Origin of the sequence: Inhella proteolytica (genome assembly GCF_016093275.1) — a bacterium.
GTDB classification, from domain to species: domain Bacteria; phylum Pseudomonadota; class Gammaproteobacteria; order Burkholderiales; family Burkholderiaceae_C; genus Inhella; species Inhella proteolytica.
In genome coordinates, this window is the sequence record NZ_JAEDAK010000009.1 from 101,725 (window position 1) to 123,664 (window position 21,940).

Here is a 21,940-nt window from a genome sequence, read left to right on the forward strand (position 1 = left end):
GCGTAACCAGACTCGGAGAATCGTCGGTTTGTGTTGGCCATCACATCGGCCGACAGCCCTGCCGCTAAACTCCCGCGCCATGTCAGGGCAAGTAGAAAAAACTCGGGCGCCTGAGTTGGTGCAACGAGCCGATGCCGCCGCGCGACGCCAGACCGTCGCGGAGCTGCTCTCCCCGTGGGAAGAGTTCCGGCGCGTCATCCCGCTCGTATCGCTCAAATCCCTGTTGCACCGCCAGCACCCCCCGGCCCCCAAGGTCGCGGTGCTGCTGTGCACCATGCAGGCGCAGCATTTTCTGGCCGAGCAGCTGAACTCCATCGCCACCCAGAGCCACCCGAGCTGGTCGATCTGGGCGTCGGATGACGGCTCGAACGACTACACGCACGACATCCTGGAGTACTACCAGTCGCACTGGGGCGAGGACCGCATCTCCATCCACGCCGGCCCGGCCGAGGGCTCGACGGCGAACTTCCTCTCGCTGACCTGCCGCGCCGACATCGAGGCCGACTACTTCGCCTACGCCGACCAGGACGACATCTGGGAGGCCGACAAGCTGGAGCGCGCGGTGGCCTGGCTGAAGACGGTGCCCGACCACATCCCGGCGCTGTACGGTTCGCGCACCCTGCTGGTGGATGCGCGCAACCAGCACATCGGCTACTCGCCGCTGTTCCAGCGCCCGCCCAGCTTCAAGAACGCGCTGGTGCAGAGCATTGCCGGTGGCAACACCATGGTCTTCAACCGCGCCGCGCGCGAGCTGCTGCGCACCGCGGGTGAGAACGTCGAGGCGGTGACCCATGACTGGTGGGCCTACATGCTGGTGAGCAGCTGCGGCGGCCAGGTGCATTACGACGAACACCCCACGGTGCGCTACCGTCAGCATGGCGGCAACCAGTTCGGCTCGAACATCAGCCCGAAGGCCCAGCTCAAGCGCATCAAGCAGCTGCTGCAGGGTCGCTTTCGCGGCTGGGTGGACTGCAATCTGGTCGCGCTGGAGCGCGTGCGCCATCTGATGACGCCCGAGAACCAGCAGGTGCTCGATGAGTTCATCGCCGTGCGCAAGCGCTGGGTCGGTGCACGCCTGGCCGGCCTGCGCCGCAGCGGCATCCACCGCCAGACCCGGCTCGGCAACATCGGCATCACGCTGGCCGCGCTGATCAACCGCCTCTGATCCCGTGAAGGATCCGGTGGCCGGCGCGACCGCCGCGGTCCTCGTCGTCTACCACCTGCAAAGCCAGCCCGGGCCCATCGTCGAGCGCCTGCTCGCCCAGCTGGGTGTCGTGGTGCTGGTGGACAACGCGCCGGCCGGCCACCCTGCCCTGGCCTTGCTACCCGCGCACCCCCATCTGCTGCGCATTGCCAACGCCAACCGCGGCGGCCTGGCCGGCGCCTACAACCGCGCCATCGAACGCCTGCGGGCCGAACGGCCGGACATCCAGCAGATCGTCTTCGTGGATGAGGACTCGGAGGTTGACGTGCTGCCGGCCCTGCTGGCCGACCCCGCAGTGCGGGAGCTGCTGGCCGACGAGCAGGTGGCGGCCGTGGCACCGGCCTACCGCGACCGCGCCACCGGCTTGCGTGGCAAGCACCTGCAGTTCGAAAGCCGCTGGCGCCTGCGCTACCTGCCGCGCGAGGTCGAAGGTCTGCATGCGGTGGCCTTCGTCATCAACTCGATGTCGGTCTGGCGCATGGCCGCGCTGCAGCGCCTCGGGCCCTACGACGAAGGCCTGCGCATCGACCATGTGGACACCGAGTACTGCCTGCGCGCGCACCGTGCCAGCTTGAAGGTGATGCTGCACGGCGGTCACAGCTTCGGTCATCGCATCGGTGAGCGCCGGGTCTACAAGCTCTTAGGCGTGCAGTTGCAGGCGGGCGGGCATTCCCCGGCGCGCCGCTACCTGATCGCCCGCAACACGCTCTGGCTGGCCCGGCACAGCCTGTGGCGGGAGCCCGGCTTTGCCTGGCTGTGCCTGCTGCGCCTGGGCTACGAGGCGGTCGGCATCCTGATGGCCGAACCGCAGAAGCTGGCCAAGCTGGGGGCGCTGCTGCGCGGCTGCGGCGTCGGCCTGCTCTCCCGGCGGCTGGCATGAGGCCCGACCTGCTCCGCGGGGTGGGCGCCGGCCTGGTGGCCTGGGTGCTGTTCCTGCCCATCGGGCTCAAGTACCCGCTGCTGCTGATCCTGCTGGGGGGGGCCGTCTGGCGCCTGGGCGCTGCCGGTCTGCTGCAGTTGCTGCGCCAGGACCGGCCCTTGCAGGCCGCCCTGCTGTTCTGGCTGGGCTGCCTGGTTTCCGCGGCCTGGAGCCCGGCTCCGCAGAAGCAGATCGTCAACCAGCTCGGGCAGTACAGCCTGCTGCTGTTCGCCCCGGTGCTGGCCCACGGCCTGCCCAGGCCCTGGGCGCGCCGCGTGCTGGCGCATCTGTGCGCGGCCTGCGCCGTGCTCGGCGCCTGCGTGGCCTGGGGCACCGTGTTCGGCATGCCCTGGGCCGGCAGCGGCATCTGGGTCACCACCTTCGAAGCCGACGGCAATGCACGCATCCTGACCTCGCTGCTGTTGGCCATCGGCTGCGCGCTGGCGCTGGATCAGGCCCTGTGCAGCGCCACACCACGGGCGCGCTGGGCCTGGGGCCTGGCGGGGCTGCTGGCGTTGCTGGGTGTGGTGCTGCAAGACCGCCGCAGCGGCATGGTGGTGCTGCCCCTGCTGCTGGGCCTGCTGGGCTGGCAGCGCCTGCCCAGCCTTCGCTTGCGCCTGGGCTTCGCGGCCGCCTTCCTGGCTGCCTGCACCCTGGCCTGGCAGGCCGCTCCCGGTGTGAGGGCCCGCTTTGCCGAGGGCCTGCACGAGCTGCAGCATTACCAGCTCGACCCCACCGCCCCCACCAGCTGGGGCCTGCGCGTGCTGATGATCGAGACCAGCGTGTCGATGATCCGCGAGAAGCCGCTGCTCGGGCACGGCCTAGCCAGCTGGCAGGGCGAGTGGTTCCAGCGCGTGCCGCACACCCATTACCTGCTGATCGAGAACAGCACCCCGCACAACGACTACCTGCTGGTGCTGGCCCAGGGCGGGGTGTTCGGCCTGGCGCTGCTGCTGGCCTGGTGGTGGCAGGTGCTGCGCCAGGCCTGGCGCGCAGGCCCGGGCTCGCATGCCGCCCTGCTGGTCTGGGCCGCGATGGCGGCGGCGGGCTTCTTCAACGTGATCCTGCGCGACGGGCGCTTTGCCGTGCCGCTGCTGATGGTGGCGGCGCTGGCCTGGGCGGGCCGCAGCGGTCCTCAGGCCCGCCCGGCCGCCTGACGGTAGAGGGATTCGTACAGGAAGGCCTCTTCCTCGATGCGCATGGGCAGGCGCACCGCGCGCCGCCACGCCGGCAGGCGTTCGGGTTCGGTCAGGCAGGCATCGAAGGCGGCGGCCCAGGCATGCGGCTCGTCAGAGTCCACCACCGCGCCACTGCCTTGCTCGCGCACCAGCTCGGCCGGCGCCCCGCGGTCCGACACCAGGGCCGGCACACCGGCCGCGGCGGCCTCATGCAGCACCAGCGAGTAGGTCTCCGGCACCAGCGAGGGCAGGCACAGCAGATCGAGCTCCTGCAGCAGGTGGCGCACGCCCTTGGCGTCCAGCGGGCCCAGCAATTCGATGCGCGGGTCTGCCGCGGCCTGGGCGCGCAGGCCGGCCTCGAACGCGGCATCGCCATGGAAGGCACCGGCCACGCTCAGGCGCAGCGGCGCATCCGGCCGCAGCGCCAGCGCCGCCAGCAGCAGCTGCACGCCCTTGGGCTTTTGCAGGCTGCCAATGAAACCCAGGCTGAAGCGTTCATCGTGCCGCGGCACAGGCGGCGTGTGGGCCATGGCCAGCAGATCCACGCCATGTGGCAGCACCAGGCACTCCAGGCCCGGGAAGGCCTGTGCGATCTGGCGCTGCACGAAGGCCGAGGGCAGCACGCGCACCTGCGCATAGGCCAGCAGGGCGTGCGCACGGGCGTGGCGGTCGGCCAGGCCCTGGGGCGTCCAGGCCGGCGTGGCGCAGCGCTGGGCACAGGCGGCGCCGCCCTGCGGGCCGGTCGTACAAGGGCGCCCTTCCACGTCGATGAGATTGACCCGGTAGCAGGCCTGGAAGAAGTCGGTCAGCGTCCAGACCAGCGGCAGGCCACAGCGCTGCACCGCCGCCAGCGCGGTGGCCATGCGCATGCCGTGCAGGGCGTGCACGAGGTCAAAGCGCTGCTCGGCCAGCCAGGTCTGCAGCTCGGCGCACAGGGGCTCGTCCACCTCGAAGCCATGGTCGGCCGTGGCCGGCAGGCGGCGGCGGTCCAGCAGCAGCACCGGCACGCCCTCCACCACCAGCGCTTGCGCGCCTGGCAGCCCGGCATGGGGCGAGGCCTGCGCCGGCGCCACCCGGCAGGCCAGCACCTGCACATGGTGGCCGGCGCGCTGGGCCATCTGGGCCAGGTTCAGGGCCACGCGTTCGGTGCCGCCCTGGAACTCGGGGAAGAACTGGTGCAGGACGAAGAGGATGCGCATCAGACGCCTGCCTTTAGCTGCGTGAAAAGCTGCTCCGCCCAGGCGCATTCGGCTTCCGAGGCGGAGCCCGGCGTCGCGCGGCGGTCCAGCACCCAGAAGGCCAGCGCGGCGCCCACGCTCGCGGCAAAGGTCTTGAGTGCGGCGGCGGCGTATTCCTCGCGCACGCGGGTGTCGGCGGCGGTGTAGATGGGCGCGGCGAAGTGGCCGAAGTGCTCCAGCCGCGACATGAACATGTCGACGAAGCGCTGGCGCTCCTGCAGGCGCTCGCGGTCCGCCTGCTTGACGGCGGGCTGCTGGCGATGCTCGGCCAGCAGCTGGCGCACGAAACCATCCACGCGCGCGTCGTCCAGGGTCTGCCAATCCTGCTGCGGCCGCGGCAGCCAGTGGCGGGCGCCCTGCAGCCAGGTGCGCAGCGCCTCGCTGGGGGATTGGCCATCCGCCAGCCCGTGCAGCTCGGGCAGCCAAGCCGCCAGGCGCTGGGCCACGAGCTCGATCCCTTCGATGAGCCCGCGCAGGGAGCGGCAGCCGGGGCGCTCGAAGTCCTCGAACAGATCGACCAGAAAGACCACGTCCACGAAGGTGCGCTTCAGGTAGTACCAGGCGGGGCGGTTGTGCGAATGCACGACCTTGAGCGAGGCCAGCATGGCCACCTTGTGCCCGGCCTTGATGAGGCGGATGCCCAGGTCCAGGTCCTCGGCGAAGTCGCCGCGGTAGCGGTACTGCTGGAACAGCGAGCGCGGGATCAGGCAGGACACGTCGCTGAGCTGCCCCATCGACCGCAGGCTCATGTGGTCGTCGCCGATGAAGTGGCCGATGCGGTCCTCGTCCAGGCAGCCCAGGAAGCGGTAGTGCGTGTTGACGCTGCAGTCGTACATCGCATCGCTGTCGGCGCGGCTGTACTCGGCGCAGGAGGCCGCCACCACGCCCTGCTCGGCATGGTCCAGCAGGTAGCGCACGATGCCGTAGAGCCAGCGGTCGCCGATCGGATAGGCGTCCTGCACCATGAAGAACAGATGTGTGCCGGTGGCGTGCTCGGCGCCGAGATTGCGCGCGTAGCTGTGGCTGAACTCCTCGGGGCGGATGCGCACCAGGCGCACACCCAGGGCCTCGATGCGTTCCGGGATGCCATCGCTGGAGCCCGAATCGACCACCACCACTTCCACGCCGCCCAGGCCTTGCTGCCCCAGCAGCTTGCGCACCAGCAGCAGCAGCTCGGGCCCGCCGTTGAGCACCGGGATGACCACCGAGACCCGCACCTCCGCCAGCACGCGCTCGTCCGCCACCAGCTGGGGGTGCAGGCGCAGCGGCGGGCGCACGGGGGCCGCCACGGCAAAGGGGTTGGCCGCCACCACGCCGGCGGGCTGCGAGTAATCGCGCACCAGGCGCGGCAGCAGGCGCAGGTAATGCGGGGCGCGGCGCAGATTGCCCCACAGCCCGTGGCGACGCCAGGCGCTGGCGGCGCGCTGGCGCAGGCCACCGAGCAGGTGGCGCGCGCGCCCGCTGCGCAGCCAGTGCAAGGTCTTGCCGACAGCACGCAGGGGCCGGGTGAGGCGCCAGGACGTCGAATTCAGCAAGGCATCGCGCTGCTGCTGCACCTGGCCCAGCTCACGGTTCAGCCCGGCAATCTCGGCCAGCTGACGTTCGCGCAGGGTCTGCAGGGTCTGCAGCTCGCGGCGGTGGGCGCTGAGCTCGCGCCGCTCGCTGTCCAGCAGCTCCAGCGCCTCGTCGGCCCGGTGGCTGGCATGGACCCGCTCGGCATCCAGCTCGGCGATGCGGGCCGCGCTGCTTTGTGCCAGCGCCTGCAGCTCCGCGCCCAGGGCCTGGCCGCGCTGCTCGGTGGCGCTGAGCTGCGCGTCCCGCTGGCCCTGCCATTCGATCAGCTCGCGCAGCTGCGCGGGCGACCAGCGCGACAGCTGGCGTGCGGCAAAGGCCTCCAGCTGCGCGGCCCGCTGCGCGCCCTGCGTGGCATGGCCCGAGCCCTGCTGCGCATCCAGCCAGTAGACGGCGCTGACGCCGGGCACATGCACCAGGCCTCCGCGCGCCAGCAGGCGCAGCCAGAAGTCCCAGTCCTCGAAATGGTCGAGGGTCTCGTCAAAACGCAGCGGCGGTGCCGCTTCCAGCGCCGCGCGCCGGAACAGCACGGCGTGGATGGGCAGCTGATTCTGCAGCTGCATGCGGGTGGGGTCCACCGGCTGCTCGTAAACATGCACGCGCTTGGGCGGTTCGCCGCTCAGTACCTCCACCCCGGTGTGCGCGGCCACCGCCTCGGGGTGCGCGTGCAGGGCTTCTGCGAGGCGCTGCAGATGCCCGGGCAGCAGCCAGTCGTCGTCGTCAAGGAACAGCGCCAGCGGCGCCTCCACGGCCTGCAGCAGCGCATTGGCGGCGGCGGAGCGAGTCAGGCGCCCTTGCACGGGCAGCACCTGCACCTGCGGGTGCTCGGCCAGGCCCTGCAGCGGCTCACCACTGGCCGGAACCACCCGCACCTGCACGCGCACGCCGCCCTGCTCCAGGGCCGACTGCACCGCCCGCGCCAGGCTGGGCCGGCCGCAGCTGCGGATCAGGACATCCACGTCCACCATCGGCTCAGGCTCCTTCGCCCAGGTTCAGCAGCAGCTGCAAGCGCTGCTGCATGCGGCGGCCCACCACGGCCGGTGCAAGCTGCCGCTCGCAATCCACGCGCGCCTGAGCCCCCAGGCGCTGGCGCAGTGCGGCGTCCTCGGCCACCTGGCGCAGCTTGGCCGCGGCGTCATCCAGATCGGGCTCGGCCCAGCGCTCGCCCCGGCGGTAGGGGCCTTCGTCCTGCTGCAGCGGCACCAGTTCGTAGCGCACCGGCAGCGAGTTTTCCGCCGTCATGAAATCCATATTGCCGGACCAGGCCGTGGCCAGCACCACCTTGCCGCGCGCCATGGCTTCGGCCAGCACCAGGCCAAAGCCCTCGGAGCGGTGCAGCGAGACAAAACAGTCGACCGACTCGATCAGGCCATTGAGACTGGGGCGATCCAGATAGCCCTCGATCAGCTGCACGCCCGGGGCGCGCGCGGCCAGGGCGCGCAGCGCGGCCATCGCCGCCGGGTCCCGCTCGCCATTGCTGACCTTGAGCACCAGCTGCACATCGTCCTGCCGGCCCTCGAAGGCCTTCACATAGACCTCCAGGGCACCCAGCGGGTTCTTGCGCGCGGCGCTGCTGAGCAGATCGGCCATGGCCAGGAAGGCCACGCTGCCCTCGCGCAAGCCAAAGCGGGCGCGCTCGGGCCGGACTTGCGCCGGGATCTCGATGGCGTGCGGCATCACCAGCACGGGCACCGGCGCGCGCTGCGCAATGGCCTGCTGGCAGAAGGTGGAAGGCACCCACACTTCGTCGACATGGGCAAAGGCGTTGCACCACTCGGCCGGGAAGTTCTCCAGCTCCCAGGCCCAGTAGCCGATGCGCCGCGGCACCTGGAAGAGCGCTTCGCCAATCACGGTGCGGGCCAGCGGCAGCTGGTCGGCATTGATATGGAAGAGGCTGGCCGCAAAGGGCTGATCGGCTGGGGCGGTTTCCTCCACCTGCTCGCCCATGCGCGAGACATTGCCGGCCTGGAAGTCGCGCACGGCCAGCGGGAAATCCACGGCGCGCAGCGCGCGCAGCGTGGCCCGGGCCGACTCGCCCACGCCGCTCTCGGCCTTGACGTAGCCGATCAGGTTCAGCCCCGCAGGCACGGCAGTGGCTACGCCCGCTGCCGCCGCAGGAGCGGTGGCAGCAGGCGGGAAGGCGCGGCCCACCAGGTAGCTGCGCACCTTGTGGCGCAGCGCCGGGGTGGTGAAGGGGCGCAGCAGGTTGCGGCTCTGCCAAGCCAGGCGGTAGGCGGTGCGGAACAGGGTGGCGCCCTGCCGGCCCGGCGCCGGGGCGACGGGCCGGGGCGCGGCGGCCGGGCTGCCGGGGGCCGGCTGCACCCAGGCGTCGGGCAGGCCGGCCTCGATGGGCGCACGCTCGGCAAACCAGCTCAGGTAGGCCTGGCGGTGCGCGCCGCGCACATCCGGAAAAGCCGATTGCAGATCTGCCCGGTCCCGGTGCAGCTGCAGCGCCACGCGCGAGAGCGGCGGCTGCAGCCCATCCACCGGTGCCAGCAGGGCGGTGCACAGCGCCTCGGCGCCGGCCGGGGTGCGCAGGTCCGGCAGCGGCACCTGATCGAGCAGTTCCAGGCGCAGCACCTTGCGCGCCACATCGGGCAGGCTGATGCCATTGGCCAGCCGCGCAAAGGCGTACGGCATGGCGGCATAGCGGCTGCGGCCGAAGCGGTCCAGGCGCTCGACATACTGCGCGAACAGCTGCTGAGTGGCGGCGCTGCACTGCGCCAGCTCGAAGCGGTCCTGGTGCTTGCTGATGGCGCGACTGCCGATGCTGTAGCCCGAGAAGTGGAAGAAGAACAGCGGCTCGCCATTGACCTTGAAGCCTTCGCCGTCCTGCGTCACCGCGCGATGCTGGAGGTTCCAGTAGGCGACGTTCCAGCCCGGGTGGCGTTCGATGCAGACGCGCTCGAAGAAGCCCGGCACCAGGTCCATCCACTTCTGGTCGGTGAACAGTCCGCGCGGGATGTCGACCACGCAGTCGCGGCGCAGCTTCTCGCTCCACCAGTCCAGCAGCGTGCGCGCATCGGCACTGCGGCGCAGGGCCAGGAAGCCGAGGTTGTAGGTGCCGCTCTGCAGGATCGACAGATCCGAGGGGTGGCGGTCATCGTCGAGCGGCGCGCCCAGGTGGGGCGTGAGCACCACATCGGCCTGCTGCAGGCGCGCAAGCAGGGGCGCACCGCTGCTGAAGAGCTGGATGTCGGGGTCGAAGTAGATGACCGAGCCCAGGGCTTCGCGCTCGAACAGCTTGCGAAACGCGAAGGGCTTGATGGCCGTATTCAGCTCCAGGATGGTGTACTGGAACAGCATGCGATCGACCTGGGCGATGCCCAGGTCTTCGATGCCGAGGAACTCGATGCCCGCGGGGGGCGACTCCAGGCCCTCCGTGCTGTCGCACAGCACCACCACGCGCTGCGCGGCCGGCAGGTGCTGCGCCACGCTCTCCATCAGGTTGAGGGCGTAATGCAGGTAGTTCTTCGAGACGATGGTGAAGACGCAGGTCGGCGTCGTGGCAGCGGCCATGGTGGATCAGGAAGGCTTGGCGCGGCGCCGCGCAGCCTGGAAGGACTGCCAGGGCGTGAGCGCCTTGAGTTGGTTCAGTTCGGCCTGCAGCGCCTGGGCGTGGCTGTGCAGTGCGGCGATCTCGGTTTCGCGCGCGGCGCGTACGGCGCGCTGGCTGTCCTGCTCGGCCAGCGCATTGCGGATCTCCTGCTCGCGGGCAGTCAGCACGGCCTGCAGGTCCGTGCGCGCCTGCTGCAGATCGGCCAACTCGGCCTCGCGCGCCTGCAGCACCCGGCGGGTGGCCGCATGGCCGGCGGTGGCCGTGGCCAGTTCACCCTGCAACTGCCCATGCGCCTGGTAAAGCTCGCGCACATAGGCCAGCAGGGCGCCGGCCTCGGCCGCACTCAGGCGCGCCAGCCACTTGGCGTACAGCGCCTGCCGCTGCGCCTCGTTGCGGCTGTGCGCCTCGAACACGCCGGAGCCCTGCGTCGCGCCGGCCACATAGCGCGCGCCAATGCCGGGCACATGCTCGAAGGGCCCGCGCTCGGCCAGCTGCAGCCAGAAGTCCCAGTCCTCGAAGACCGGGAAGCCTTCGTCAAAGCGCAGCCCGGGTAGGCGACGGAACAGCACCGCGTGGATGGGCAGGTAGTTCTCGAACAGCAGACGCCAGCGGTCAAAGGGCGCAGCGAAGCGGTGCTCGGGCTGCCACTCGAGCGCTTGCCAGCGACCGTACTCGACGTCGCCGTAGGCCGCGGCAGCCGCGGGTGCAGCGCGCAGGGCGGCCGCCAGCCGACCGAGGTGGCCGGGCAGCAGCTCATCGTCGTCGTCCAGGAACAGCAGCGCGTCGGAGCGCGCCTCCTCCAGCAGCCGATTGGCCGCGGCCGCGCGGTCCAGCGCAGCGGACGGCTCGATCAGGCGCACCCGCCCGCTCAGCCCCGCCGGCAGCCCGGCCGGTAGCGGCCGGTGCGGGCGGCCGCTGGCGTTGAGCACCAGCACCTCCAGCTCGTCCACGCCCTGGTCGGCCAGCGAGCACAGGGCCTGGGGCAGGCTGTCGCGGTCCATGCTGCGGATCAGCACAGACACCGATGACTTCTGCGCCTGATTCATATTTCGGTCCCCTGGATGGGCTAGTCAGGCAGAAGCGCCAACACCTGGCGCTCAAACGCCGACGGGTCGCAGTCCTCGGCAACCGCCTCAAGGGCTTGCGCGCGCATCTGCGACCAATACGCAGCATCCGTGTGCAGCTTCACGCAGGCCTGGGCCAGCGCAAGAGGGGTACTTCCGTGCGGCATCCACTCTTGCCAGCTGAGTTGCTGGGCAATAAGGCTGGAGGCGGCAACAGGAAGGCCGGCAGCAGCGGCCTCATGGGCCTTGTGCGGTATCCCGGCAGCAAATCGCGTGGGCGCCAGGAAGACACGTGCCTGGTTCAACCAAGAATCCAAGTGGTCGACTCTGCCGTGCACCCGAATTCGAGCATTCGCCAAGGCCCGAACCGCCGCGGAGTCGCAGGGCCCGACAACGTCCAGGTGCGCCGTATCGCCCAACTCGGCTTCGATCAGAGGCCAGACTTCCCGCGCAAACCACAGCAAGCTGTCACCATTGGGCGAATCATCGGATTGGATGGCACCGACGAAGAGAAAGCCATGCCGCTCCTCAAAGCGTGCAGGCGTTGGCTTGAGCATCAATGAATGCCCTAGCACGCGCACATCGGCAAACCCGGCCGCCCGGTAGTGAGTGGCTTCGGCGTCGGACACGGCCAGCACGGTGTTCGCTTCACGCACCAAGTCCAGCTCGTCAGAAACCAAGCGACGCTGCTGCGCATTGCTGAGGGGCCGTCCCTGCACCGACGCCTTGACGATTTCACGCAGGCTGAACAGAGCCTCAGCGTCGTAGACCCATCGCAGCCCTGCGAACAGCTCGGGCCTGCGCGCGCGCAAGGCGCTCAGTGCCTGCATGTTGTGCGGGCGGCTGACGATCAGAAGTTGGTAGTGCCCTTCACGACGCGACAAAAAGTCCTCAAGGCCTGCCAGACCCAAGTCCAACATCACCTCAACCCGTTCGGGCAATGCGCGATAAACATCCGCCCAGTCTTCATGAGGGAACTGCAGCGGGTAATGGGTGACGGCGTGGCCCGCGCCGGCCAAAGCCTGCACCAGGCTGCAAGCGCGCGGATAGCCTTGCCCCAGCCATGGCAAGGGAGTTCGGTCATCGACAACCAGCACCCGGCAGGCGCCTGGCTTGAGGCGTTGCCGCGCCCGCAAGACATTGAGCCCATCAGGATCTTGCTGCTGGCACAGCGCGCTCTGGTGGGCATCCGCAAAGCGCACACGATTGCGAGCCTGCAACTCCAGCGCGCGTCCACTGCCGGCATCGCTCGCGAACTCAAAGTGACGCACGCGAACGCGCGGGTCGTACACGATCCGGTAGCCCCCCTCGATCAGGCGCATGCACAAGTCGCTCTCTTCGTAGTAAGCAGGTGCATACCGCTCGTCAAATCCACCGCACTGGCGCCAGAGGGCATGGCGCACCATGAGGAACGCCCCTGAGCAGTAGTCCACATCGCGCACGAATCGATACGGACCAGAGTCCGGATCATCGCCGCGTCCGTAGCCCAAGCAGCTGCCGTCATTCCAGACGATCGAACCCGCCTCCTGCAACCGGCCATCCCAAAGCATGATGGGCCCGCCGACCGCCCCCACATCGGGTTCGGCCTGCAGGCGCTCAAGGGCATGAGCCAAGGTGTCGGGCTCCACCACGGCGTCGTTGTTCAGCAGCAGCAAGTGCTCGCCCCGTGCGTGCTGGGCGGCCAAGTTCACAGCGCGCAGGAAGCCCAGGTTCTCGGTCTGCGGCAATAGCGTGGCGCCGTCGATGCGCTGCAGCAGGGCCGGCACGCGGTCCGACGAAGCGTTGTCCACCACCAGCAGCTCGAAGCGGACCCCGCGCGAAGCGGCCAGTGCCTCCAAACACCACAGCGTCAGGCCAGCCTGGTTATAGAGCACGACGATGACGCTGACCTGCGGTGATGGGCCTGCCGCATCAAACCGCAAACGCCCCGAACTCGCCAGAAACCGGTCCAAAGCTGCCTCTGCATCGCGACGCACGGCTTCTTTGTCCAGCGGCGGCACTCCTTGTGGCGCACTGGGCGCACCCGGTGCCAGCCGGCGCAGCAGCGTTCGCCCCCAAGGCATCGAACTCAGCCACAGCTTGACCTGCTGCTTGCGCGCAGGTGCCAGCGGTAACGCACGGGCCATGCGCCTGACGCCTTGTGGGGAGACCCAGCTTCGCACTGCCCGCAAAGGCGCCGTGATGCGCCATGACAGCGAAGCCTGAAGGCCTTGGAAGGCCTGTTCCAGTGCTTGGTAGCCTTGCCGCTGTTGTTCAAGATCACGCAGCACTTGGTGCTGGTAGCGCTGCATTTCGGCAACCTGCTGCTGGGCTTGCTGGTGGTCCAGTTCCGCCTGCCGGCGAGTGGTCTCCAGTTCCCGATCACACGCCTGCAGCACCAGGGTTTGCTCGGCAAGTTGCTGCAATTGCCGCTGGCCCTTGCGGCGCTCGGCGTCGAGATGCCTCAAAGCGTCGCCGTGCTGCACGCGCAAGGACTCTGCCCATGCCAGCAGGCGCTCCAGAGTCTCAGAAGAGAGGGTGGCGCGCAGACTCTCGTAGGTTCGCGCGCGCGCGTGCGAGACGAAGTCAGGCGCAGCGTCTCGCCCCAGCCCGGAAGCTCCAGCCAAGCGATACGTTGCAGAACAACCCGGCACATGCACAAACTCACCGCGCTGCGCCAGTTGCAGCCAGAACGCCCAGTCTTCATAAACCGGCAAGCGTTCGTCGAACCGCTGGCCGGGCGCCAGGGCCGCTCGCCGGAACAGCACGGCATGGATGGGTAGGTAGTTGGCGCACCAGAGCCGCAGGCGGTCGAAGGGCTCGTCCAGCTCACCCTGCGGCAGCCCGTCCTGGTCCACCAGGCGCACACCGCTGTAGGCCGCGATCGCTGCGGGCGCCGCCGTCAAGGCAGCATGCAGGCGCTCCAGATGGGTCGGATCGACCAGATCGTCGTCATCCAGCATGAGCAAAAGCTCGCCTTGCGACTGTTCGAGTGCATGGTTCGCGGCCGCAGCGCGATCCAGCGCCCGACCAGGTTCGATCAAGCGCAAGGGCAGCGTGTCTGGCAGTTCAAAGTCTTTCAGCGGCCGGTGTGCCCGTCCGGTGGCGTTGACCACCACAACTTCGTGAAGCAGATCGGCGCGTTGGGCCACGAGTCCGGCCAGGCATGCGCGCAAGCTGTCCCGATCCATGCTGCGCACCAGCACGCTGATGCGTTCGGGCATGGCCTGGTCGGTTGCCTGCTGCTCGGGGCATGGCCCCGATGTGAGCGCCCCGGCGTTGGAAGGCGTGGAGTGCAGCCGCGCCACCAGGTTTTGTCGCAATTGCTCCGCCACACCCGCCACTGCGCCACGCAGTTGCTCCGGCTGCAGCAACCAGAAGGCCTCGGCATGGCTGACTTGCGAACCCAGGGTGTAAGCGCGGAAGCGGTTCAGGGCCAAGATCTGCTCGGCATAGGCCTGTTCGCACAGCTGCGACTCGAAACAAGCCATCGCCGCCTGCTTGCGCGCAAGCTGCGCGGTAATGTCGACCAGCCGATTGGGCATCAAGGCCTGACCCACTTCGTAAAACAGCACCGGGCACTGCAGCTCACGCGCGACCAGCACCGCGGCCACGCAAGCGGCCCGGTGGTCGGGGTGAATCTCGAACGGCGAGGGGGCCAGAACGACATCGGCAGCAAGTTGTTCGGCGTGTTTCCTCAGCTCCCTCAGGAGCCCCTCATCGGGCTGCAGTTCACGGTCCGGGTGCCGCAGGAACTGCAGGGCATCCGGATCGCGTGCGTACCCCAGCACGGTGGCAGCGCGACGGCTCTCCGCCACGCGCACCTCCGCATCCCCTGCGGCGGCACCATCGGTCAGCACCAGGACTCGGCAGGACACACCTTGATCGGCAGCAGTAGCCAGCAGGCCGCCGCAGCCGAATACCTCGTCGTCCGGATGTGGCGCCAAGACCAGCAAGGAGCGCCAGGGCAGTGGCCCCATGGACTGGTAGGGCACGAGTTCGGGTTCGGCGAAGGTTCCAAACATGGGTTCAGGTGAAGTCGGCGTCGCCCGCCATCAGAAACCATCGCCCACGAAATCGCGCCGGCTCCGGGCCAAGTGTGTGGGCGCATGCCGGGACGTCAATGTTGAGCTCCCTCTCATTGGCCGGCGTTTGAGGATCTGCCACTGCAAACAACTCCCGGTGCGAGGCCGTGATCCACATGCGCACCACAGGAAGACCGGCGACATGGGCCATTTGCCGGGCAGCCTGGACCAAGCGACCAAATGCAGGCTTGGGTGCGATCAGGTCCATCAGTTCGAGCGCGTCTTCACGGCGGCGCAATACCAACAGGCCCAAGGGGCGAAAGATCCACGGCGAAAGGACCCAGTGCAGCTCGTACTCCACCTCGGGTCGATCCAAATAGCGCCACTGAACCCAGGCGGCATCGCGTTCACCCAGCGCGCTTTCACCCATGTCTTTGGCCATCTCCCGCCAGAGGCTCTCGATGCGCGCCACTGCCTTCACCATAAGGCGCCCGTTCTGCAGCGCCACTGGTCGCACGTGGGCGTTCACGGAGTGACCTCGCGCGGGCCAGCTCAGCTCCACCACCCGATCAACCGCCTCGTAGAGGCCCAGTCGATCGGCTGCGCCATGGTGACGCGCGCTCGGAAAGCCAAACCCAATCTCATGGCGCAAGCCCCAGCCAATCTGCTCCTCCAGGAAGCTGGCGGCCAAATTGAACATGGGACCTCGACGCGCCAAGGACCGGCGCGCGCGCGGCGACACCATGACATCGCAGACTTGGCAAGCCATCACGCGCTCGCCAAAGACCCGCGCCGGTCGAGTCAGCCCACCGTAGTGCGCGACCAGACTGCCCTCGGCATCGAGCAGACCCACGGCGTGGCCAAGACCGGTGGCGTACTTCCAGCGCCAATGGGCCTCGCTCATGGGGTGCCCGAAAATCTCTTCGAACAGAGCGCGCATTTCTGTGGCGCGCCCTGAGCCGACTTGAACCGGCCGCAGCGGGGGCGCCACGCCCTGGCCCAGTTCGATCAATAGCGCCGCGTGTGCACCGGTACGAAGCGCGGCCTCGCGGTCCCGCAATTCCTGACGCGCTGGTTCTGGCAGGCCTGGAAGCAAGGCGGCACGGTGTGCCAGCAGGGGCTGAAGCACATCCAGTCGGCGCATCAATCGAACCCCATTCCGCACCGCCCAAGCCTCCAGTGCGGCCAAGCTGGGCACGCTACGGCTGCTGGCTGGCTCGGTCTTCAGTCGCAACTCCGCCAATAGCCAGCACGTGCGGTCTTGACCCCAGGCCTGGGCCAAGTCCGGGTGATCGGCCAACCAAAGCGGGCTCCAGGCCGCCAGCGGCGCACGCAGAAGCGTAAAAGGCTCTCCGGGTTGAACGCCAATGCGCTCACGGGCCAGACGCTCCACGGCATGACCGCCCAGTCCGTCCGCAAGCTGTCCCCCATCAGGCCCACCAGCCAAGCCATTGGAAGGCCAGACGTCCGCACCGCTCTCAGTTGCTGCAAAGGCGGACGGGGCCGACACGCCCAGTGCCGCGGGAAAGGCACCTTGCATACCTAGGTAGCCCACCGATGGCCCAGGTTCACCACGCCCTGCTCCAGGCCGTCCTGCGTCATCTGCAGCTCGAAGGCAGAGGGCGCGGTGGCGTAGTAGTGCAGTCCACGCTCACACGCGAGGTAGATGTCGATGACGTACTCGCCCTTGAGCAGGGGCAGCTTGGGCAGGGTCAGGCTGACGCGGCCATTGCCGCGCGCATCGCGCTCCAGCACCAACCCGTCGTTGTGTGTGCCCGCGCTCGCCACCAGGGTGCCGGCGCGGGTGGCCAGCGCCATCAACACGCTGGGGGCCGGCAGCGCCGGGTCGACCTGGAAGGCCACGTCCAGCACCAAGTCCTCGCGGCCGCTGTGCAGCTTCAGGTGGCGGCCGACCTGCTGACCGGCGCGCGCCTGCAGCGAAAGGATGCGCCCCTCGCCCGGACGGAAGGGCGGCGGGTGCACACCCGCACTCGCACCCACCACTTCATCGGCCCCCTGCATCGGTGTCACGCCGCCGGTGCGCAGGGGGTTGCCCTCGCCACCATGGGTCTCGCCGCCGATGTAGTCGTTGTAGGCCGCCACCACTTCCGCCGCGGCCCCAAGCATGCGCACCCGGCCTTGCTCCAGCCACAGAACACGGTTGCACAGGGCCTCGATGTGGTAGGTGGAATGCGAGCAGAACAGCACCGTGGCGCCGCGCTCCTTCAAGGCCATGATGCGGTCGAAGGAGCGGCGCGCGAACACGCCATCGCCGACAGACAAGGCCTCGTCGATGACCAGGATGTCGGGCTCCACGCTGGTGGCCATGGCAAAAGCCAGGCGCACGAACATGCCGCTGGAGTAGCTGCGCACGGGCTGGTCGACGAATTCGCCGATGCCGGCGAACTCGATGATCTCGGGCAAGCGGCGCTCCATCTCGGTGCTAGAGAGACCCAGCAAGGGGCCGTTCAGTCGCACGTTCTCGCGCCCGCTGAGCTCGGGGTTGAAGCCCGCGCCCAACTCCAGCAGCGCGGCAATTCGGCCTTCCACCTTGCGCGTGCCGGTGCTCGGGTCCAGCACGCCGCAGACCAGCTGCAGCAGCGTCGATTTACCCGCGCCATTGCGGCCGATGATGCCGAGCGACTCACCACGGCGCAGCTCCAGATTCACGCCCTGCAACGCATGGTGCTGCAGCCCGTGGATGGGCCGGCCCAACAGCTGCTGCCAAAGGCGGTGCCAGGGGCGCTGCTCCAGGGTGTAGCTCTTGCCCACGCCGGACAGGGCGATGGCGATACCGGTATCGGCCATGGCTAGACGAGGTCGGCGAAGCCGGGGCGAAGGCGACGGAACAGCAGTGCAGCCAGCGGCAGCGCCAGTGCCGTAGCCAGCGCCTGCAGGCCCAGCAGCTCGAGGTTCACCGGCAGCCCGAACCAGGCGGCGCGCATGGCCTCGATCGGCGCCGTCAGCGGGTTCAGCCACAGCAGGCCGCGCAACACCTCAGGCGCCTGGTCCATCGGATAGAACACCGGCGACAAGAACATCAATCCGCTCATGGCCAGGGGCACCAGGTGCTGCAGGTCACGCAGGTAGCAGCCCAGTGCCGCCAAGGCCAAGGCTACGGCCAGCAGCAGGGCCAGCACCCAAGGCAGCAGGGCCAGCAGCCACAGCAGCGAGGCTTGCAGGCCGGCACCGGTCAGCACCGCCAGCAGGGTCAGCACACCCAGCTGCACGGCCATATGCACCGCCACCTGCAGCACCAAGGCCAAGGCCAGCAACTCCAGCGGGAACACCACGCGCTTGACCAGGCTGGCGTTGTCCTGCATCAGCCGCGTGGCGCGGCCCGCCACTTCCGAGAAGGCACTGAACACGATCAACCCGGCAAACAGACGCAGCGCGTAGGACAGGCCATCGGAGTCGGCCCCGCCGCTGCCCGGCCAGCGCGCCTTGAAGACGCCCTGGAACACGGCGGCGTAGATGGCCACCATGGCCAACGGCCCGATCAGGGTCCACAGCAGGCCGGCCATGCTGCCGCGATAGCGCGCCGCGATGTCGCGGCGCGCCAGCGGCCAGGCCAGTTGCAGCGCGCGGCGCAGGCCCAACACCATGCGGCTCAGCGCGTTTGCACGATGGAGGTGATCACCACCACCGGGTCGGGCAGGAAGGCGAAGGGCTCTTCGAGCGGCACCGTGCGGCCCGGCAGCTTGCTGAACTCGTCCACGATCTCGAAGCCCGAGACCACCTTGCCGAACACGGTGTAACCCTGCGGATGCACGCCGAAGTCGAACTGCGGGTTGTCTTTCAAGTTCAGGAAGAACTCGGAGGTGGCCGAATCAGGCTCGGCGCCATGGAACATCGCCAGGCTGTACTTCAGGTGCTTGAGCCCGTTGTCGGCCTGCAGTTTGATGGGTGGGAACAGCGCGGTCTTGGCGGTGCGCTGGGCGTTGTTGGTGTACAGCCCGCCCTGAGCCACCACGCCCTGCTCGACGCGATGCATCAGTGTGCTGGTGTAGAAGCCGGCATTGACGTAGTCGAGAAAGTTGCGCACCGTGCTGCGCGCCGCGCCCGGGTCCAGCTCCACCACAAAGGTGCCGGTGCGCGTGCCCTGCGTCATGCGCATCGTCACCTGGGGCATCGGCACGTTCAGGCTCAGTTCGGCCAGCAACTTGCCTTCAGCGTCGCGCACTTTCGGGCGCAGTGCGCCCAGATTGGCCACCTTGCAGGTGAACTGCTGCTGGGTCTCGGTGCCGCCCGTCACGGTGGTCAGCTCTTCGCAGCCACCGTCGCTCACGTCGAGCTGGATGGCGCCATCGGCCAGTTCGAAGCCGCTGACCGAAACCACCATCGTGCGTCCGAACTGCACCGGATTGGCGCTGATGTTGGTGACCGAGGGGCGACCGCCCCCACCCGCGGAACCGCCACCGCCGCCACAGGCGCTCAGGCCCAGCAGCAGGCCACCCAAAAGTAGGTTCAGGATTGGACGCATCGTCATTTCTCAGCCGTCGTGGAAGCCGCCGGCGCCAGGGCCAGCAGGCGGTCAAGTTCTTGGGCCACTTCGCTCATGCCGAAGCCGGCACTGAGCATCAAGCGGGTCCGGGCCAGCAGGTAGTCGATGCGTGCCTGGGCCAGTTCACGCTGCGCCGCGTAGCTGCGCGAGAGCGCATCGGCCAGGTCTCCGGTGGTACCCGCACCGCCCTCCAGCGCGCGACGCATGCCCGTCACCGCCAGTTCGGCCGAGGCCACGGCGCGTTCCTGCGCCTTGATGCGCCCCACACCGTTCTGCGTCAGCTGGTACTGGCGCTGCACTTCGATCTCGACGTTCTCGCGCTCCTGCCGGATCTCTTCCTCGGCACGCGAGCGGTCGGCCACGGCCTGGCGCACGCTGGCCTCGACGCCACCACCCGAGTAGATCGGAATGTTCAGCTGCACACCGATGGCGCGTTGCGTGGTGCTCTGCCCCAGATTGCTGACCGACTCGTTCTCGTTCTGCGAGTAGCTGGCCACCAGGTCCAAGCGCGGCAGATGGGCGGCGCGGTTGCGCTTCACACCGAGCTTGGCCACTTCCAGGCTTTGCTCGCGCGCCTTCAAGGCAGGGTTCTGGCGGTTGGCCAGCTCCAGCCAGGCAAACAGGCCTTGCGGCTCCAGCGGCGGCGGCTCCACGGCCGCGGGCATCTGCAGCGCCTGGGTCAGCGGTTGGCCCGTGAGGCGCTGCAACTGGCGGCGCGCCAGTTGCAACTGGTCGTCAGTCTCCAGCACGCGCACCTTCGCCAGGTCCAACTCGGCCTGGCCGCGCGCCACTTCAACCCGCGTGCCCTCACCACGCGCCAGGCGCTGCTGGGCCTGAGCCACCTGCTGAGCGAGGGCCTCCACGAGCTTGTCCACATGGAGCTTGGTCTGCTCGACCAGCAGCACCGTCAGGTAGGCGTTGGCCAACCGATCCACCAGGTCGTTGCCACGCAGTTGGTACTGGTACTCGGCGTATTCCGCCTGCGCACCCGCCTGTTCCACCCGCAGCCCCAGCTCGCGGTTGATGATGGGCATGCGCATCCCGACTGAAGCCTGTGGCGACGTGTACTCCAGTCGCAGCCGCATGTCCTGGTTGTTCGCGTTGCGGGACTTGCGCCAGCCATCGACCTCCTGCTGCGAGGCATTGATGCTCACGTTCGGCATCAGGGCCGCGCGCGCCACCGGCACGGCCAACCGGTTGGCTTCCAACTCGTGGCCGGCCGCGCGGTACTGGGCATCGTTCTGGCGTGCGGCGGTGAAGGCCTCGCCAAAACTCATGGCCTGGGCCGCCGGCGACAGGGCCAGCCAGGCCGCCACCGCCATGGCACTGCGAAGAAGGCGCTTCATGCTCATTCCTCGGTCATCGAGGCCGCCACGCGCTTCAACAGCGGATGCAGCAGGTAGGTCAGCAGCGAACGCTCACCGGTCTTGATCAGCACTTCGGCCTGCATGCCGGGCTGCACCTGGCGATCGCCCAAGGCTTTCATGCCTTCGGGCGTCAGCTCGATGCGGGCCAGGTAGTAGGTCATGAGTCCATTGCCCGTCTGCTCGGTCAGTGCATCACCCGAAAGTGAGGCCAGCTTGCCGTGTACGACCAGTTGCGGCGAGTTCGCAAAGGCGCTGAAACGCACCTCGACCAGATCGCCAGCCTTGACGCGGTCGATCACCTGGGGCGAGATGCGCGCATCCAGCAGCAGGGCCTCGCCGCGCGGCAGCACGTCCATCAGGCGCTGGCCGGGCGTCACCACACCACCCGGGCCCGCCACCGCCAAGGCAACGATCTGACCCGCCACCGGCGCCTTGATCTGCGTGCGGCCCAACTCGTTGGACGCCGCTGCCATGCGCTCCTGATTGGCCTGCACCTCGCGGCGCACATCGGCCAGCAGGCTCGAAGATTCCTTCAGGTACTCCTGCTGTCGTTGGGCAATGCGCAAGCGCGTTTCGGCAATCGCGCTGTACAAGCGCTGGACTTGTGATTCCATCTCGGTCATCGAGGCGCGCAGCTCGGCCTGCGTCTGCTCCAGTTGAAGGGCCTGGTTGCGCGGCGCAAAGCCCTCCTCGGCCAATGCGCGGATGTTCCCCAATTGGCGCGCCTGAATCTCGGCCTGCTGCTTGCGGGTCACCAGCATCTGCTGCACACCGGCCAACTGGCCCTGCAAACCAGCAATCGCCTGTTCCGCGGCAGCCACCTCGGCCGCCTGCGCCGCACGGCGGGCGCTGAACAGCTTCTGTTGCACGGCCATGTGCTGCGCAGCCACCGGATCCTTGGCGGCGTTCAGCAAGTCGGGGTGGAACTGGATGGCGGCCGCACCTGAAAGCTCGGCCATCAGTCGGCCCTCGTGGGCGCGCTGGGCGTAGTAGTTCTGGCGGATCGCCTCGAAGCCGGCACGGGTCGCGCCATCGTCGAGTTCCAGCAGGACGTCTCCAGCCTTGACCTCCTGCCCTTCTTTGACCTTGAGCTCGCGGATCACGCCGCCAGACTGGTGCTGGATGGTCTTGCGGCGCGTCTCCACCGAAACCTGCGCCTGTGCGGCCACACCTTCGCCCAGCGGAGCCCAGGCGGCCCAGGCGAGGAACAGGCCGAAGCCCACGATCAGGGTCCAGAAGCCCAGTCGGATGACCGGCCGGGTATCGGTTTTCAGTTCGACGTCTTCAACGTCCGCGGCGTTGGCCGCCACAGCGGTGGTGTTGATGCTCAT

Annotated in this window: 14 protein-coding genes; 3 read left to right on the plus strand and 11 right to left on the minus strand. The window is 68.7% G+C overall.

The genetic code is table 11. The features are described 5' to 3' along the window. Window positions 1-118: 118 nt before the first annotated feature. Genes I7X39_RS13965 through I7X39_RS13975 form a run of 3 tightly spaced genes read left to right on the plus strand, consistent with a single transcriptional unit; the run spans window position 119 to window position 3,280 of the window. Window positions 119-1,165: a glycosyltransferase family 2 protein gene (locus tag I7X39_RS13965; RefSeq protein WP_310739923.1), complete on the plus strand. Its 1,047-nt coding sequence runs from the start codon at window positions 119-121 to the stop codon at window positions 1,163-1,165. 4 nt (window positions 1,166-1,169) lie between these two features. Continuing rightward, window positions 1,170-2,084, plus strand: coding sequence for a glycosyltransferase family protein (locus I7X39_RS13970; protein ID WP_198111779.1), 915 nt, complete (start codon window positions 1,170-1,172; stop codon window positions 2,082-2,084). Then, the gene (locus I7X39_RS13975) at window positions 2,081-3,280 is read left to right on the plus strand and encodes an O-antigen ligase family protein (protein WP_198111780.1); all 1,200 of its coding nucleotides are present in this window, start codon (window positions 2,081-2,083) and stop codon (window positions 3,278-3,280) included. The genes I7X39_RS13970 and I7X39_RS13975 overlap by 4 nt, the downstream gene beginning before the upstream one ends. Here I7X39_RS13975 and I7X39_RS13980 read toward each other — a convergent pair. The 11 genes from I7X39_RS13980 to I7X39_RS14030 all read right to left on the minus strand — a co-directional run bounded on the left by I7X39_RS13980 (window position 3,259) and on the right by I7X39_RS14030 (window position 21,940). Continuing rightward, a complete protein-coding gene (locus I7X39_RS13980) occupies window positions 3,259-4,500 on the minus strand; it encodes a glycosyltransferase (RefSeq protein WP_198111781.1) in 1,242 nt (413 codons plus the stop codon). The genes I7X39_RS13975 and I7X39_RS13980 overlap by 22 nt on opposite strands. After that, window positions 4,500-7,079 carry a glycosyltransferase family 2 protein gene (locus tag I7X39_RS13985; RefSeq protein ID WP_198111782.1) on the minus strand — a complete coding sequence of 860 codons (2,580 nt, stop codon included), beginning with the start codon at window positions 7,077-7,079 and terminating at the stop codon, window positions 4,500-4,502. The genes I7X39_RS13980 and I7X39_RS13985 overlap by 1 nt, the downstream gene beginning before the upstream one ends. Window positions 7,080-7,083: 4 nt before the next feature. Further along, window positions 7,084-9,630, minus strand: coding sequence for a glycosyltransferase (locus I7X39_RS13990; RefSeq protein ID WP_198111783.1), 2,547 nt, complete (start codon window positions 9,628-9,630; stop codon window positions 7,084-7,086). 6 nt (window positions 9,631-9,636) lie between these two features. Next, complete coding sequence (locus I7X39_RS13995) at window positions 9,637-10,692, minus strand: glycosyltransferase (protein WP_198111784.1); 1,056 nt, start codon at window positions 10,690-10,692, stop codon at window positions 9,637-9,639. 44 nt (window positions 10,693-10,736) lie between these two features. Further along, complete coding sequence (locus tag I7X39_RS14000; RefSeq protein WP_198111785.1) at window positions 10,737-14,738, minus strand: glycosyltransferase; 4,002 nt, start codon at window positions 14,736-14,738, stop codon at window positions 10,737-10,739. 4 nt (window positions 14,739-14,742) lie between these two features. Then, window positions 14,743-15,882 (minus strand): GNAT family N-acetyltransferase, encoded by a 1,140-nt coding sequence (locus tag I7X39_RS14005; RefSeq protein ID WP_198111786.1) that lies wholly within the window; start codon window positions 15,880-15,882, stop codon window positions 14,743-14,745. 398 nt (window positions 15,883-16,280) lie between these two features. Further along, window positions 16,281-17,546, minus strand: coding sequence for an ABC transporter ATP-binding protein (locus I7X39_RS14010; protein WP_198111787.1), 1,266 nt, complete (start codon window positions 17,544-17,546; stop codon window positions 16,281-16,283). 2 nt (window positions 17,547-17,548) lie between these two features. Continuing rightward, window positions 17,549-18,343: an ABC transporter permease gene (locus I7X39_RS14015; protein ID WP_198111788.1), complete on the minus strand. Its 795-nt coding sequence runs from the start codon at window positions 18,341-18,343 to the stop codon at window positions 17,549-17,551. 5 nt (window positions 18,344-18,348) lie between these two features. Then, entirely contained in the window at window positions 18,349-19,221 is an 873-nt protein-coding gene (locus I7X39_RS14020) for a peptidylprolyl isomerase (RefSeq protein WP_198111789.1), read from the minus strand. A gap of 2 nt (window positions 19,222-19,223) precedes the next feature. Then, window positions 19,224-20,588, minus strand: a complete 1,365-nt coding sequence (locus tag I7X39_RS14025) for a TolC family outer membrane protein (RefSeq protein ID WP_198111790.1) — start codon at window positions 20,586-20,588, stop codon at window positions 19,224-19,226. A 2-nt stretch (window positions 20,589-20,590) separates the two neighbouring features. After that, window positions 20,591-21,940, minus strand: a complete 1,350-nt coding sequence (locus I7X39_RS14030; protein ID WP_198111791.1) for an HlyD family type I secretion periplasmic adaptor subunit — start codon at window positions 21,938-21,940, stop codon at window positions 20,591-20,593.

What these genes read in the sequence shown, in the direction of transcription:
- I7X39_RS14015 (WP_198111788.1), bottom strand. Translation starts at nt 18,343, where the DNA reads ATGGTGTTGGGCCTGCGCCGCGCGCTGCAACTGGCCTGGCCGCTGGCG.
- I7X39_RS14025 (WP_198111790.1), bottom strand. Translation starts at nt 20,588, where the DNA reads ATGAAGCGCCTTCTTCGCAGTGCCATGGCGGTGGCGGCCTGGCTGGCC.
- I7X39_RS13985 (WP_198111782.1), bottom strand. Translation starts at nt 7,079, where the DNA reads ATGGTGGACGTGGATGTCCTGATCCGCAGCTGCGGCCGGCCCAGCCTG.
- I7X39_RS14005 (WP_198111786.1), bottom strand. Translation starts at nt 15,882, where the DNA reads ATGCGCCGACTGGATGTGCTTCAGCCCCTGCTGGCACACCGTGCCGCC.
- I7X39_RS13975 (WP_198111780.1), top strand. Translation starts at nt 2,081, where the DNA reads ATGAGGCCCGACCTGCTCCGCGGGGTGGGCGCCGGCCTGGTGGCCTGG.
- I7X39_RS14030 (WP_198111791.1), bottom strand. Translation starts at nt 21,940, where the DNA reads ATGAGCATCAACACCACCGCTGTGGCGGCCAACGCCGCGGACGTTGAA.
- I7X39_RS13980 (WP_198111781.1), bottom strand. Translation starts at nt 4,500, where the DNA reads ATGCGCATCCTCTTCGTCCTGCACCAGTTCTTCCCCGAGTTCCAGGGC.
- I7X39_RS13990 (WP_198111783.1), bottom strand. Translation starts at nt 9,630, where the DNA reads ATGGCCGCTGCCACGACGCCGACCTGCGTCTTCACCATCGTCTCGAAG.
- I7X39_RS14010 (WP_198111787.1), bottom strand. Translation starts at nt 17,546, where the DNA reads ATGGCCGATACCGGTATCGCCATCGCCCTGTCCGGCGTGGGCAAGAGC.
- I7X39_RS14020 (WP_198111789.1), bottom strand. Translation starts at nt 19,221, where the DNA reads ATGCGTCCAATCCTGAACCTACTTTTGGGTGGCCTGCTGCTGGGCCTG.
- I7X39_RS14000 (WP_198111785.1), bottom strand. Translation starts at nt 14,738, where the DNA reads ATGTTTGGAACCTTCGCCGAACCCGAACTCGTGCCCTACCAGTCCATG.